The 13,845-nt window shown below is 74.9% G+C and carries 7 protein-coding genes; 1 reads left to right on the forward strand and 6 read right to left on the reverse strand.

The features are described from left to right. Positions 1-76: 76 nt before the first annotated feature. From ACWCXC_RS32375 to ACWCXC_RS32400, 6 genes are all read right to left on the reverse strand, one after another. The gene (locus tag ACWCXC_RS32375; RefSeq protein WP_450891363.1) at positions 77-4,813 is read right to left on the reverse strand and encodes a hypothetical protein; all 4,737 of its coding nucleotides are present in this window, start codon (positions 4,811-4,813) and stop codon (positions 77-79) included. A gap of 60 nt (positions 4,814-4,873) precedes the next feature. After that, a complete protein-coding gene (locus ACWCXC_RS32380; RefSeq protein ID WP_450683917.1) occupies positions 4,874-5,803 on the reverse strand; it encodes a hypothetical protein in 930 nt (309 codons plus the stop codon). A gap of 85 nt (positions 5,804-5,888) precedes the next feature. After that, positions 5,889-7,415, reverse strand: coding sequence for a hypothetical protein (locus ACWCXC_RS32385; RefSeq protein WP_450683916.1), 1,527 nt, complete (start codon positions 7,413-7,415; stop codon positions 5,889-5,891). A 94-nt stretch (positions 7,416-7,509) separates the two neighbouring features. Beyond that, positions 7,510-11,166 carry a hydantoinase B/oxoprolinase family protein gene (locus ACWCXC_RS32390; protein ID WP_450891364.1) on the reverse strand — a complete coding sequence of 1,219 codons (3,657 nt, stop codon included), beginning with the start codon at positions 11,164-11,166 and terminating at the stop codon, positions 7,510-7,512. 150 nt (positions 11,167-11,316) lie between these two features. Continuing rightward, a complete protein-coding gene (locus ACWCXC_RS32395; RefSeq protein WP_450891365.1) occupies positions 11,317-12,738 on the reverse strand; it encodes a HEAT repeat domain-containing protein in 1,422 nt (473 codons plus the stop codon). Positions 12,739-12,958: 220 nt separating this feature from the next. After that, positions 12,959-13,351: an ankyrin repeat domain-containing protein gene (locus tag ACWCXC_RS32400; RefSeq protein WP_450683913.1), complete on the reverse strand. Its 393-nt coding sequence runs from the start codon at positions 13,349-13,351 to the stop codon at positions 12,959-12,961. 298 nt (positions 13,352-13,649) lie between these two features. Between ACWCXC_RS32400 and ACWCXC_RS32405 the strand changes: the two genes are divergently transcribed. Next, positions 13,650-13,844 (forward strand): hypothetical protein, encoded by a 195-nt coding sequence (locus ACWCXC_RS32405; RefSeq protein WP_018103962.1) that lies wholly within the window; start codon positions 13,650-13,652, stop codon positions 13,842-13,844. Position 13,845 lies beyond the last annotated feature (1 nt).

Raw genomic sequence — 13,845 nt, forward strand, 5'->3', positions numbered from 1 at the left:
CGCTTCTCGTTCCGTGTGACCGCCGGGGCTTTCGTCCGGACCGGGCGCGAGCCCGGCACGGTCCGGACGAGAGACCCTATGCCTCGGACGGCACCGTGCGCGGGTCGCTTCCGCTGCGTGCCGCCGGCACGTCCGCGGTCTGCGCCGAGCGCTTGAACATCCGGGTGGCCGTGATCTCGCCGTGCACGGTCTCGCCGTCCGGGTCCTGATCGGGCAGTCCGGGACGCAGGTGCTCCTCGACGCTGATGTACTTCAGCCCGGCCCTCAGGTCGGCGTCATTGCGGAGCCTGATCACGAGCGGGAATTCGGCGAGCGCCGTCGTGTCGAACAGACCCGTGGTGTACAGCAGCTGAACACCGAGTGCGTCGGATACCGCCCGCTGGAGTTCGAGCAGATAGGTCGCATTGGCGCGGCCGATGGGGTTGTCCAGGAACAGCGTCCCGGCATGGCGGTGCTCGTGCCGGTCACGGCCCCGGTCATTGCTGCGCAGCGCCGCCATCGTGCAGTACAGGGCGATCGCCGCGGTGAGCAGCTGGCCTCCGGAGAAGACGTCGCCCATCTGGCCGACGGGCACCCGCTCGGCGCGCAGCACCGCGTCCGGCTTGAGGATCTCCACGGCCACGTCTCGGGGCTCCAGGGCGGCCTGCACCCCGCGCAGCAGCAGGGACATGCCGTCCCTGCGCAGGTCCGAGTTCTTCCGCAGGGCCGCCCTGGTGGCCTCGTCGACGACCTCGCCGAGCCGTTCGGTCAGGGTGGCCTGGTCGGGCTCCTCGAAGCGGATCCGCAGGAATTCCTGGCCCGACCACTCCCCCAGGCCCTCGGGCAGCCGGGAGAGCCGCTGGGCCGAGCGCAGCGTGGTGAGCGCCGACTCCACCAGGCCGCGCAGCCGGTCGACGATGGAGTCGCGGTTGCGTTCCAGCTGGGCCAGTTCGTCGGTGAGGACGCGGAGCCGGGGCGCGAAGGCGGCAGCCCACTTCTCCGCGTGCTCGGGCAGGGCGGCGGCGGGCAGTTCGCGGATCTGCTGGCGGGCCGGGGTGCGGACCTGTTCGTACCGGGTGGAGTTGGCGTGCCGGACGAGGACGTCGCTCGACTCGCGGACGGCCGCCTCGGCGGTGGACAGATCGGCCGCGCAGCCGCGCAGGGAGCGGCGGGCCTCGGCGGCCGACGTGCGGGCCTCCTCCAGTGTCCCCGGATACGGCTCGGGGGCCTCGGCGTCCTCCTCGGGGGCGTGGTCACGCAGCAGATCGCGCAGGAGGGCCGCGGTCTCGTCGAAGCCGCCGGCGGAGTCCTCCGCGGTGCGGTGGGCGCGGAGCAGTTCGGCGTGGGCGGCCCGGGCGGTCTCCAGGGCGGCGGTGGCGGCGGCCAGCTCGCCCGTGGCGGTCCTCAGCAGCGCCTGGGCCTGTTCGGCGTCGGCCGGAACGCGGTTCTCGGGCAGCTCGGTGTGCAGGCTCTCGCCGTCGGCCGGGGCGAGCCGCTCGGCCTCGCCGCGCAGCCGGCCCAGTTGCTCGCTGGCCGCGGAGGCGCGGGTCTCCAGGAGCTGGACCAGGGACTCGGCGCGGGCGGCGGCCGCCTGCCGGGACGGGCCGTCGGCACCGTCCGTGCCCTCCAGGAGCTGGGCGGCCCGGGTGCGGACCTTGTTGGTCAGCCGGTCGAGCTCGGCCAGGGCGGCGCTCTCGTCGCTCTCCGCGCGGGCCTGCTCGGCGCGCAGGTCGGCGCCGACGCCGACCTTCTCGTACAGCTGGGAGGCCGCGCGGTACGCCTCGCGCAGGGCGGGCAGCGCCTGACGCGGGGCGTCCGTGTCCGGCTCGGGAAGGTGCTCGGGGGCCCCGGCGATCTCGGCCCGTTCGGCGCGCAGGGCGCGGGCGGTGCGGCGGGCGTCGTCGGCCGCGCGCTGGGCGGCCCTGCGGTCCTCGTCGGCCGCGCGGGCCCGCTCCAGGAAGGCGGTGGCACGGGCCTCGGACTCCGTCGCCTCGTCGGCCAGTTCGCGCAGCTTCGCCTGCCAGCCCGCCCGTTCGCGCAGCCGGAAGGCGAGCCCCGCCAGGGCGTCGGCGGCGCGGCGGGCCCGCTGGGCGGCCTCCTGGCGCTCGTCGCGGACGCGGGCGGTGTCCGCCGCCGCCTCGTCGGCCTCGGCCCGCGCGGTGCGGGCCTCGGTCAGCGCGGCCGTGGCCGCCTCGGCGGCGGAACGGGCGGCGGCGGCGGCTCCGGCCAGTTCGGCGAGCATGCCGGGCGGGCAGTCGGCGCGCCAGGAGGCGATCCGGGCGGCGAGCGCGCGGTCGGCGGCCAGGCGGGCGGCGAGCGCGCGGATGTCCTCGTCGCGGGCGGCGGCCCGGCTGCGCAGCGCCTGCCGCTCCTCGTCCGCCGCGTGCTCGTCGTGCATGGCCGGGTTCGGCGGGACGAGGAAGACGTCCTCGCCGTCCGGGAGGGTGCCGGTGCCGGTCTCGGGGACCGGGGCGAGCAGGGCGGCGGCGGTGCCCACGGCCACGGCGGAGCGGGGCAGCAGGGCCGCGGCGCCCAGGACCTCGCGGGCGCGGGCGTGGGCGTCCGGGTCGGTGATGACGACGCCGTCGACGAGTTCGGGACGGGCCGCGAGCACGGCCGCGTGGTCGGCGGGGTCGACGGCCTGGGCGAGGTAGCGCCAGCCGGGCAGGGCCGGGATGCCGTGCTCGCCGAGGTACTCGACGGTGGCGAGGACGTCGGGGCCGGGGGGCAGCAGTCCTCCGTCACCGAGGGCGCCGAGGATGCGGGCGTCGTCGGCGGCGGCGGTGCGCAGTTCGAACAGGCGGCGCTCGGCGGCGGTCACGCCCTGGTCGAGGAGGTCGCGCAGTTCGTCGGCGTTGCGGTCGAACGCGTCGGCGGTGAGCGGCGCTCCGGCCTCGGCGGTGTCGGCCCGGCCGGTCTCCGGCTGCGTCCGGGCCGCTCCGTCGGGGCCGTCCTGGGCGCCGCGCGGGGTGCCGGGCACCGCTCCCGCGTCGGGCAGGCCCAGGAGGTCAGCGAGGCGCTGGTCGGCGGCGATGGACTCGGCTGCCCGCAGCTCGGCCTCGTACGCCTGCTCGGCCGCGCGGGCGGCGTCGGAGGCGCGGGCCTCGGCCAGCTCGGCCCGGCTCTCGGCGGCTGCCGCCTGCCGGGAGCGTTCGGCGGCGGCGGCCGCCGCCTCGCGTGCGGTGTCCCAGGCGGCCACGGCGGCCTGTTCGGCGTCGTTGGCGGCGAGCGCGGCGCGGGCCGGGTCGGCGTCGGGGGCGGTGTCGTCCAGCCAGCCCGCGCGGACGGCCTCCGCGGTCTCCTGCTCCACCTCGGCCAGGCGCTGGCGCAGATGGCCGGCCTCGCTCCGGGCACGCTGGGCCTCGGTGGCTGCGGTGGTGGCGTCCCGGTGGGCGGCCTCGCCCGCGCTCTGCAGGGCGTCGGAGCGCTCCTCCTCCTCGTTGGCCACCTGCTCGCCCGCCTCGGCGGCGGTGTGCAGCGCACGGACGAGGTCGGCGGCGGCGGTGGCGCGGGCGGCGAGGGCCGGGGCCGCGTCCCGTTCGGCCTCGCGGATGGCGGCGGCGACGCGGGCGGAGCGGTCGGCGGCGGCGCGGTGGCGCAGCACGGCCTCGGCGGCCTGCCAGGCGGAGTGCAGGGTGCGGGCGTCGCCCAGTTCGCGGCGCTGGGCGGCGGCGCTCTTCTCGGCGGCGGTCAGGGCCAGGGAGGCGTGCCGGTAGGCGAGTTCGGCGGCGATCAGGGCGCTGCGGCCCCGGGCCTCCTCGGCGTCGGTGACGGTGTGGGCGGCGGCCGTGACCTGTTCGGCGAGTTCGGCGGTGCGGCCGCGTTCCTCGCCGGCCCGGGCGGAGAGCCGGCGGGCCAGGGTGCGGGTGCGGCGTTCGGCGCCGGCGTGGATGTCCCGGGCCGTGGCCCGGGACCGCGCGGCCTCGACGATGCGGCCGAGCAGATCGACGGAGCCGGCGGTGAAGTCCCGTTCGGCGGTCAGCTCGGCCCGGCGGCCCAGCTTGTTCCCGAAGCCGCCGACGAGGTCGGCCAGGCCGTCGGTGTCGCGGGTGTCGGTGACGGCGCGCAGCAGCAGATCGGTGAAGTCGGAGTCCTTCTTCACCGCGAAGAGGCCGGCGGCCTCGCCCTCGTCGGCGTTCATCTCGCGCTGGTAGCGGAAGAGTTCGGGGTCCAGGCCCAGATCGCCCAGGTGCTCGTTCCAGCGGTCGTGGATCTCCTCCCAGTGCACGTCGAGGTGCTGGTAGAACTTTCCGGCCTCGGTGAGCGCGTCGCGGAAGCCCTTCATGGTGCGGCGCCGGCCGCGGGCCCCGGAGGCTCCTTCGGCGGGCCGGCCCACGGAGCCGGCCTCGGCCACGGGCAGCGAGTCCAGGCTGAGCCCGGGGCCGGGCCGGAAGGAGTACCACGCCTCGGCGAACTTCCTGGGGTCGTTGGAGACCTGGCGTCCGCGCCACTCGCTGACCTTGCCGACGACCACGCACTCGCCGGTCAGGGTGTGCTGCCACTCCAGGGCGACATGGCCGCAGTCGTCGGCCAGCAGGAACTTGCGCAGGACGCCGGAGCTGGCCCCGCCCAGGGTGTTGCGGTGGCCGGGCAGCATCACCGAGAAGATCAGCTTCAGCAGGACGGACTTGCCGCCGCCGTTCTCCAGAAAGAGCACCCCGGCGGGGGCGGGGCGGCGGGGCGGGCCGACCGGCTCGTCCTCGAAGAACTCCGCCTGGGCCGGCGCGGGACGGGGCACGGGCTCACCGACCCCGCGCAGGTCGAGCACGGTGTCGGCGTAGCGGGCGCCGGCCGGTCCGATGGAGTAGAGGCGGACCCGGGACAGCTCGTACATGGCGGCGGACTCTCGTCGTTCGTGCGGCGGAAGGAAGGCGTCGTGGGGCGGGGCTGCGGGTCAGCCGTGGAACGGCAGGCCGGCGCCGGCCGCCAGTTCCATGCCGTCGGGGTCGGGCGGCGGCAGCAGGGTCGCCGAGCCGTCGGTGACGGGGACCACGCCGAGCTCCAGCAGTTCGGCCATGGCGGCGCTGCCGGCCATGTCACGGACCTGGAGCTGGTAGCGGGCGGTGGTGCGGTAGGCGCCTCCGGCGTCGTCGCCGGTGCGCTGGAGGAAGCCGGAGTCGGTGAGGAAGGCGACGGCCTTGCCGACGATGCCGGTGGTGGAGCCGGCCAGCCGCCGGGCGTCCTTGGTGGCGCCGGTGGCGCTGCGCCGGGCGTAGATCCGCCAGCCGGCCTCCAGCCCGGGGGCGTCGCTGGCCGGGTCGCTGTTGTCGCCGTCCTGGGCCGCCCGCTCCTCCAGCCGGTGGCAGGCCTGGCGGACGAAGGCATCGACGCCGTTGACCGTGATCCGGCCGATGTAGGCGTCGTCGGCCAGGTCCTCGGGGCGCGGGAAGGCCATCGCGGCGACGGCGAGATGCGCCAGGCCGTGCAGGAAGCGGTCGGCGGAGTCCGAGGAGGCGCGGCGGGCGTAGTCGCCCATGCGGACCGCGAAGACGGAGTCCTCGCCCGCCGTCACGGCCATGCCGGCGCGGGTGGACACCTCCAGCACGACGAGTCCGAGCCCGGTGGCCACCGCGTCGGCGAGGCGGGCGAAGGCGGGCTCCTCTCGGTAGCGGCGCAGCAGTTCGGCGTACTCGGCGTCGCGGGCGGGCAGCAGCTTGGGCTGGAGTCCGAAGGCCACGAGCCGGGCGGCGTCCGCCGCGTCGGCCGGGGTGACGGCGGCGGGCGGGGCGGGGCGCTCGGCGCCGTATCCGGACGGGGTCCGGTCGGCCGGGTGCGCGGTCGGTTCGCTCCAGGCGTCGGTGTGCTCTGCGCGGTGGTCGCTCACGACGCGTGCTCCTTGCTGCGGGACGTCTTCGGTACGGGGTGGCCGGGCACGGCGATCGGCGGGCCGGGGGCGGGCCGGGGGGTCGTCATGTCGCCTCGGACCGGTCCGAGGCCATGCCCGCGGCGTCCAGCAGGGCCGTGCCGACGATGAGGTCGGCGCCGCCGAACTCGGGGTCCTCCAGCGGGGTGCCGTCGTCGACGGAGAACAGCAGGCGGCGCTCGCCCTGCCGGTAGGCGGTGCCGACCGGGGGGCTCGCGGCGTGCACCGCGAGCAGGGCGACGAGGTAGGGCAGATCGGGGTCCCGGAGGCGGGCCTCCGCCAGCAGTCCGGACAGCCGGCGCGGCGCGTCGTGCTCCAGGTCGAGCAGGTCCATGGCCCAGGCCAGCTGCTCCTCGCTGAAGCGGCTGTCGTCCGGGGTGGCGATCAGGTCCGGTTCGGGCATCTCGGCGCCCAGGTGCTCGCGTTCGAGCGGCGGGGTGAGCAGCAGCTCGACGAGGTCGCCGAGGCGGACGGAGGCCGGGGTGCGCAGCCCGGTGCCGTGGCGGAAGAAGGCGTCGGTGGCGCGGATGGACTGTTCGACGGGGAGCGGCAGCAGCGGGGCGAGGAGCTGTCCGTAGAGGTCGAGGCCGGTGCGGGCGGCGGGGGCGGCGAATGCCTGGCGGTCCTGTTCGGCGCGGAAGAGCGGGCCGGCCTCCAGCAGGCGGGACTGGAGCTGGGTGTGGCGGCGGATGCAGTCCTTGACGATGTCGACCAGCTCGGCGGCGCGCCGCTTGTGCTCGGGCTCCTCGGCCTCGTCGCGGGCCTTGCGGATGTTGGTGAGGATCGCGTTCTCGTGGCGGTAGCGGTCGGCCACGTGGTCGAGGGCCTCGGCGATCATGTCGGGCACGGCGTTGAGCCAGTCGACCGCGCGGACGTTGCGGCGGGTGGCGTCGAGGGTCTTGCGGAGCGTTTCCGCGTACTGCACGGTCCGGTAGCGGGCCTGTTCGGCGGCGAGCTGGGCGTCGGCGAGGCGGCCCCGGCTGATCAGGACCTCCAGCTTCACCTCGGCGGCGATCTGGGCGCTGGTGACGTCCGTGTCGAGGGCGCCGACCAGGACGTTGACCGCTTCGTCGGTGGCCCTCAGATAGACGCTGCCGCCGTGGCCGGGGACCTCTTCGATCAGTTTGAAGTCGTAGTCCCGGCGGACGTAGACGCCGTCGGGGCCGAAGGTGCCGTAGACCGCGCGGAAGCCCCGGTCGACGCTGCCGACGTTGATCAGGTTCTCCAGGACCCAGCGGGCCACCCGCTCGTGCTCGGCGGCCGGGCGGGCCGGGGCCTGGGCGGCGACGCGGGGAAGCAGTCTGGCCACTATCTGGTCGTGGTCGGCCCCGGTGTCGAAGTCCATGTTGAGCGTGACGTGGTCGATCGCGGCGAGGGCCACCTCGGCCATCGCGTAGACCGTGTACTCCCCCGCGAGGTTCGCCTTGCGCACGTCCAGGTCGTGCAGCGGCGCCGTGCAGGCGAGCGCGCGCAGCCGCCGCGAGAGCCCCTCGTCGGCGGCCGGGCCCGGGGCGGGCCGCGGTCCCGCGCTGAGCTGGGGCGCAGCGGTGTCCGTGTAGGCAGGCGAAGTCACGCTGCACAGATTAGGTCCTCGGACTGACAACGGTCGAAACGGCGCAGATGCGACCCGTTGCCCCGGACTCGGTCAGGCCCCGCCACCCGGTTCGTCAGGCCCCGCCACCCGGTTCGCCAGGCACCCCGCCCGGTTCGTCACGCGGCGGTGTCCCGTACCCGCCGCCGCCGGGGGTGCGGACGACCAGGACGTCACCGGCCGCCAGTTCGACGGTGTCGCAGCCGTCCAGCGGGGTGCGGGTGCCGTCGGCCCGTTCGACGTGCTGGCTGCCCAGGGCTCCCGGTTCCCCGCCCGCCATGCCGTACGGCGGGACGCGGCGGTGCTGGGAGAGCAGGGTGGCGGTGACGGGTTCGAGGAAGCGCATCCGGCGCTCCACGCCCCGCCCGCCCCGGTGCCGCCCCCGCCCGCCGCCGTCCTCGCGGATCTCGAAGGAGTCCAGCCGGACCGGGTAGCGCCACTCCAGGATCTCCGGGTCGGTGAGGCGCGAGTTGGTCATGTGGGTCTGCACGGCGTCGGTGCCGTCGAAGTCGGCTCCGGCGCCGGAGCCGCTGGCCACGGTCTCGTAGTACTGCACGCGGTCGTTGCCGAAGGTGAGGTTGTTCATGGTCCCCGAGCCCTCGGCCTGGACGCCCAGGGCGGCGTAGAGCGCCCCGGTGACGGCCTGGGAGGTCTCCACGTTCCCGGCGACGGTGGCCGCCGGGGGCAGCGGCGAGAGCATGGAGCCCTCGGGGATCCGGATGTCCAACGGGGTGAGGCAACCGCTGTTGAGAGGGATGTCGTCGTCCACCAGGGTCCGGAACACGTACAGCACCGCGGCCATGACGACGGACTTGGGGGCGTTGAAGTTGCCGGGCTGCTGCGGCGAGGTACCGGTGAAGTCGACGACCGCGCTGCGGGCCTCGCGGTCGACGGTCAGGGTCACTTCGATGACCGCGCCGTTGTCGGTCTCGTAGCGGCAGTGGCCGTCGTGGAGGCCGGCGAGGATGCGGCGTACGGACTCCTCGGCGTTGTCCTGCACGTGACCCATGTAGGCGCGGACGGCGTCGGCCCCGAACCGGTCGGTCATCCGGCGCAGTTCGGCGATGCCCTTCTCGTTGGCGGCGATCTGGGCGCGGAGGTCGGCGAGGTTGGTCCCGGGGTCGCGGGAGGGGTGCGGGGCGGTGGTGAGCAGGTGCCGGGTCTCCTCCTCGCGGAAGGTTCCGTCGCGGACCAGGAGCCAGTTGTCGAAGAGGACCCCCTCCTCGTCGACGGTGCGGCTGAAGGCCGGCATGGAGCCGGGGGTGATGCCGCCGATCTCGGCGTGGTGGCCGCGCGAGGCGACCAGGAACCGCAGGACGGGCGCGCCGTCCGTCTCGTCGAAGACCGGGGTGACCACGGTGACGTCGGGCAGATGGGTGCCGCCGTGGTACGGGTCGTTGATGGCGTACACGTCGCCGGGGCGCAGGTCGTCGGCGTCGCGCCGCAGCACCTCCTTGATGGACTCGCCCATGGAGCCCAGGTGCACGGGGATGTGCGGGGCGTTGGCGATCAGATTCCCCTCGGCGTCGAACAGGGCGCAGGAGAAGTCGAGCCGCTCCTTGATGTTGACGGAACGGGCGGTGTTCTCCAGGCGCACGCCCATCTGCTCGGCGATGGACATGAAGAGGTTGTTGAAGACCTCCAGCATCACCGGGTCGACGCGGGTGCCGACGGCCCGGCGCTCGGGGCGGGGTACGGCACGGGTGAGGACCAGATGTCCGTTGTCGCCGAGGACGGCCTGCCAGCCGGGGTCCACGACGGTGGTGGCGTCCGGTTCGGCGACGACGGCGGGTCCCGTCACGGTGTCCGCGGGCCGCAGGTCCGCCCGGCGGTGGAGCGCGGCGTCCCGCCAGCGGTCCCCGGCGTACATCCGCGCGGTTTCGGGAGGTCGCGGGCCGGGGCCGTCGTCCGGTCCGGGGCCGGGTGTGCGCGGTGCGGACCGCTCCCCCGCCCTGCCGGTCGCCTCGACGGAGACGGTCTCGACGACCAGCGCCCGGTCCATGGTGAAGCCGTAGCGTGCGCGGTGCTCGTCGGTGAACGCCCCGGTCATGGCGGCCGGGGTGCCCAGGTCGACGGGCAGGCTCGCGTCGGTGCCCTCGTAGCGCAGCAGGACGCGGGTCCGGGTGGTGATGTCCCGGTCGGGTACGCCGTCGGCCCGCAGGTCGGCGCGGGTGCGGGCGGCCAGCTCCGCGTCCAGCGCGGACAGCCGGTCCGGGGCGGCGTGGTCCAGGGGCGCCTCGACGGATCGCTCGCGCATGGCGGTGGCGTCGGCCAGGCCGATGCCGTACGCGGAGAGGACGCCGGCCAGCGGGGGGACGAGGACGGTGTCGATGCCGAGGGCGTCGGCGACGGCGCAGACGAGCTGGCCGCCGGCGCCGCCGAAGCCGGTGAGGGCGTAGCGGGTGATGTCGTGGCCGCGCTGCACGGAGATCCGTTTGACCGCGTTGGCGGTGTTCAGGACGGCGATCTCCAGGAAGCCCGCGGCGGTGGCCGCCGCCGACCGCCTGGTCCCGGTGGTGCGGGCGACCTCGTCGGCCAGCTCCTCGAAGCGCTCGCGCACGAGCCCGGCGTCCAGCGGCAGGTCGCCGTCCGGGCCGAAGACGGCGGGGAAGTGGGCGGGCCCGATCCGGCCGAGCATCACCTGGGCGTCGGTGACGGTGAGCGGTCCGCCCTTGCGGTAGCAGGCCGGTCCGGGGTCCGCGCCCGCCGAGTCGGGTCCGACCCGGAAGCGGCTGCCGTCGAAGTGGAGGACGGAGCCGCCGCCCGCGGCGACGGTGTGGATGCTCATCATGGGGGCGCGCATCCGGACGCCCGCGACCTCGGTGCCCAGTTCGCGTTCGAAGGCGCCGGCGTAGTGGGAGACGTCGGTGGAGGTGCCACCCATGTCGAAGCCGATGACCCGGTCGTGGCCGGCCTGTCCGGAGGTCCGGGCCATGCCGACGACGCCTCCGGCCGGTCCCGAGAGCACCGCGTCCTTGCCCCGGAAGTGGGCGGCCTCGCGCAGACCGCCGTTGGACTGCATGAACATCAGGCGGATGCCGTCGAGTTCGGCGGCGATCCCGTCGACGTACCGGCGCAGGATCGGCGAGAGGTAGGCGTCCACGACGGTGGTGTCGCCGCGCGGCACCAGCTTGATCAGCGGGCTGACCTCGTGGGAGCAGCTGACCTGGGGGAATCCGGCCGCGCGGGCCTCGGCGGCGACGGCCTTCTCGTGGGCCGGGTGGCGGTAGCCGTGCAGGAGGACGACGGCCGCCGCGGCCATGCCGTCGGCGCGTGCCGCCCGCAGCCGTTCGGCGACCGGGCCCGGGTCGAGCGGCCGGACGGTCTCGCCGCGCGCGCCGACGCGTTCGGGGACCTCGATGACCCGCTCGTAGAGGGCCTCCGGGAGGAGGATGCGCCGGTCGAAGAGGCGGGGGCGGTTCTGGTAGGCGATGCGCAGCGCGTCGCGGAAGCCCTGGGTGATGACGAGGACGGTGGGTTCGCCGCGCCGCTCCAGCAGGGCGTTGGTGGCGACGGTGGTGCCCATCTTGACGGCGGAGACCCGGTCGGCCGGCACGGGTTCGCCGGGACCGATGCCGAGCATCAGACGGATTCCGGCCACCGCGGCGTCGCGGTAGCGGTCGGGGTCGTGGGAGAGGAGCTTGCGGGTGACCAGGCGGCCGTCGGGGTCTTTGCCCACCACGTCGGTGAACGTGCCGCCGCGGTCGATCCAGAACTCCCAGCGTCCGGTCATGCCTCCATAGTGGCGCCGCCGTCGTCGGTCCGGGCGCAGGAGCGGTGGGGCGGGGCCCGGGTGTCGCGGGCCGCAGGGGTGGTACGGAGCGGGGCGGCGCGCCCCCGACGCGCTGCTCCTCGTACGGTTCCCGGCCGGTGTCCGGGGCGGTCAGACGGCCGGGGCGTCCGGCCCGATCCTGCTGCGCACCGCAGACTGGACCTCGGCCTCCTCGGCGGGATCGGCGGCCAGTCGGCGCAGTCTTTCGGCCACCCTGATGTCGCCGGTCTCCGCGTGGCGGGCGGCGACCTCGCGGGTCGTCTCCTCGCAGTCCCAGAGGCATTCGACGGCGAAGCCGGTGGCGAAGGAGGGGTCGGTGGCGGCGAGGGCGCGGGCGGCCCGGCCGCGCAGCTGGGAGGAGGAGGTCTCCCGGTAGACGTGGCGCAGGACGGGTGCGGCGCAGACGATGCCGAGCCGTCCGGCGCCGTCGACGAGGGTCCACAGCCGGGGCGCGTCGGGGCCTTCGCCGCGTACGGCGTCGCGCAGGGCGCCGAGGACGAGCGGGGCGTCGGCGGCGGTGCCCCGGCCGGCCAGCACCCCGGCGGCGGAGGCGCCCAGCGCGTCGGGGCGGCGGGCCCAGCGGCGGGCCCGTTCCACCGCGGCGTCGCCGCACATCCGCTCGAAGGCGGCGACGGCCGCCTCGGCGACGGTGCGGGAGGCGTCGGCGGCCGCCGTCTCGATCAGGTCGAGCACGGCCGGGTCGCGGACCTCGGCGGCGAGGTAGTGGAGGGCGGCGCAGCGGGCGCCGTCCGGACCGCTGCGGGCGGCCTCCACGATCACGGGCCGGTCCTCGGGGCCGGCGACGGCGGAGAGGCAGCGGGCGGCGGGGACGTGGAGCGCGGCGCCCCGGTCGAGTCCTTCCTGCGCCCAGTCGAGGACCGAGCCGACGCTCCAGCCGGGGCGTGGCCCGCCGGGACGCATCTGGCGCTGCCAGCGGTCGAAGGAGCCCTGTTCGGACGCGGCGCGGACCCGGGCGCCCACGAAGGGGCGCGGATCGTCGGCCCACAGCCGCCAGGGGCGTGGCTCGTAGGCGTCGCGGACGGTGGCGGCCAGTTCGGCGCGGCCCTCGTCGGTGTCGGGGAAGCGGCCGAGGACGGGGGCGGCGAGCGAGCGCAGTCCGGCGTCGTCGTCACGGAGCGCGAGCTCGTCCAGGGCCCAGGCCCAGTTGGCGCCGGTCGCGGTGTAGCGCCGCAGCAGGGCGAGGGCGTCCTCGCGTCCGTACGAGGCGAGGTGCCCCAGGACGGACAGCGCGAGGCCGGTCCGTGAGTCCTCCGTGTCGAGGTGGTCGTCGGCGTCGAACAGGTGCCGCTCGATCTCCTCGATCCCGCCGTCGAGGTCGAGATAGAGGCGTGCGTAGTACAAGGAGCGGTTCTCGACCTGCCAGTCGTGGCGCGGGTCGCTGAGGACGCAGTGGTTGAGGGCCGCCAGGGCCTCGGGGCGGGGTGCGGCGAGCGCGTGCAGGGTGCCGTCGCCGCGGCCCCTCTGCAGCAGGCCGAGCAGGGTGCCGCTCGGCGCTATGAACGGATCGAACATGGGAAAGGCCTCACATCAAGCTGTCGACGCAACCGGGACTGTGCAGTTCCACGTGCCGGGTGGGCACTAGGCAGCGCAGCAACATGATCGGCCGACCGCCGTCTTCCGCTTGGTGTAGAGCATCTTCCTCTGCCTCTCGTCGAGTGACCCTGATCGGGCCCGCGACGTCATGATGACCCAGCCATTTCGCCACCGCGACCACATTTACGGCGAACCCCCTTCAGCGCGTACCGAAGAGTTCCAGCAGGTCGGCCTTGCCGAACATGCGGGCGGTGTCCACGGCGGAGGGGGTTCCGGCCGCCGGATCGGCGCCCGCGTCGAGGAGGGCCTTGATCACCTCGTCCTCGCCCTTGAAGACGGCTCCGGCGAGCGGTGTCTGGCCGCGGTCGTTGGCACGGTCGGGGTCGGCGCCGCGGCCGGCGAGGGCGACGACGGCGGGGGCGTGGCCGTGGTAGGCGGCGAGCATGAGGAGGGTGTCGCCCCGGTCGTTGCAGAGGTCGGCCGGGACTCCGGCGTCGACGTAGGCGGCGAGCGCGTCGGCGTCGCCCTTGCGGGCCAGGTCGAAGACCTTGGCCGCCAGTTCGATCACCTCGGGATCGGGTGCTTCGCTCATCGTGGACCGCCTTCCGTTGACCGTGGACATCCCGGGCCCCGCCCCGTGCGGGGCCGGACGAGTGAATCGACAGGGTACTGCCCGCAGGCTCATCTACCCCGGCCCGCCCATGGCAAAAGATCACGTCGGGTGACGACGGCGGGCGCACGGCCCCGCACCCCGCCCCGAGCCGCTCACCCGTACGCCACTCCAGTGAAAAAACCGACTTTTCACCCGATTGCGACTTTTATCCTATAGATACTTCCGGTGAGCTTGGAAGGACTCATGGTGACTGTCCCCCCAACCAGGAGAACCACTCATGATCCTTTCCATGTCAGGCGTCGTCATCCTCGGCATCATCGTCTTCCTGTTCTTCAGGAAGGACGGGCTCAAGGCGTCGCACGCCCTCGTCACCGCCCTGTTCGGCTTCTACCTGGCCGGAACCGCCATCGCACCGAGCATCACCGCGGGCGGCGCGAGCCTGGCCGGACTCCTGGGCGGGATCAAGTTCTGAT

It is taken from the genome of Streptomyces sp. NPDC001515, assembly GCF_053597115.1.

Excerpts from the sequence above, each read along its gene's own strand:
- ACWCXC_RS32375 (WP_450891363.1), bottom strand. The coding sequence starts at position 4,813 with ATGTACGAGCTGTCCCGGGTCCGCCTCTACTCCATCGGACCGGCCGGC.
- ACWCXC_RS32390 (WP_450891364.1), bottom strand. The coding sequence starts at position 11,166 with ATGACCGGACGCTGGGAGTTCTGGATCGACCGCGGCGGCACGTTCACC.
- ACWCXC_RS32395 (WP_450891365.1), bottom strand. The coding sequence starts at position 12,738 with ATGTTCGATCCGTTCATAGCGCCGAGCGGCACCCTGCTCGGCCTGCTG.
- ACWCXC_RS32400 (WP_450683913.1), bottom strand. The coding sequence starts at position 13,351 with ATGAGCGAAGCACCCGATCCCGAGGTGATCGAACTGGCGGCCAAGGTC.
- ACWCXC_RS32405 (WP_018103962.1), top strand. The coding sequence starts at position 13,650 with ATGATCCTTTCCATGTCAGGCGTCGTCATCCTCGGCATCATCGTCTTC.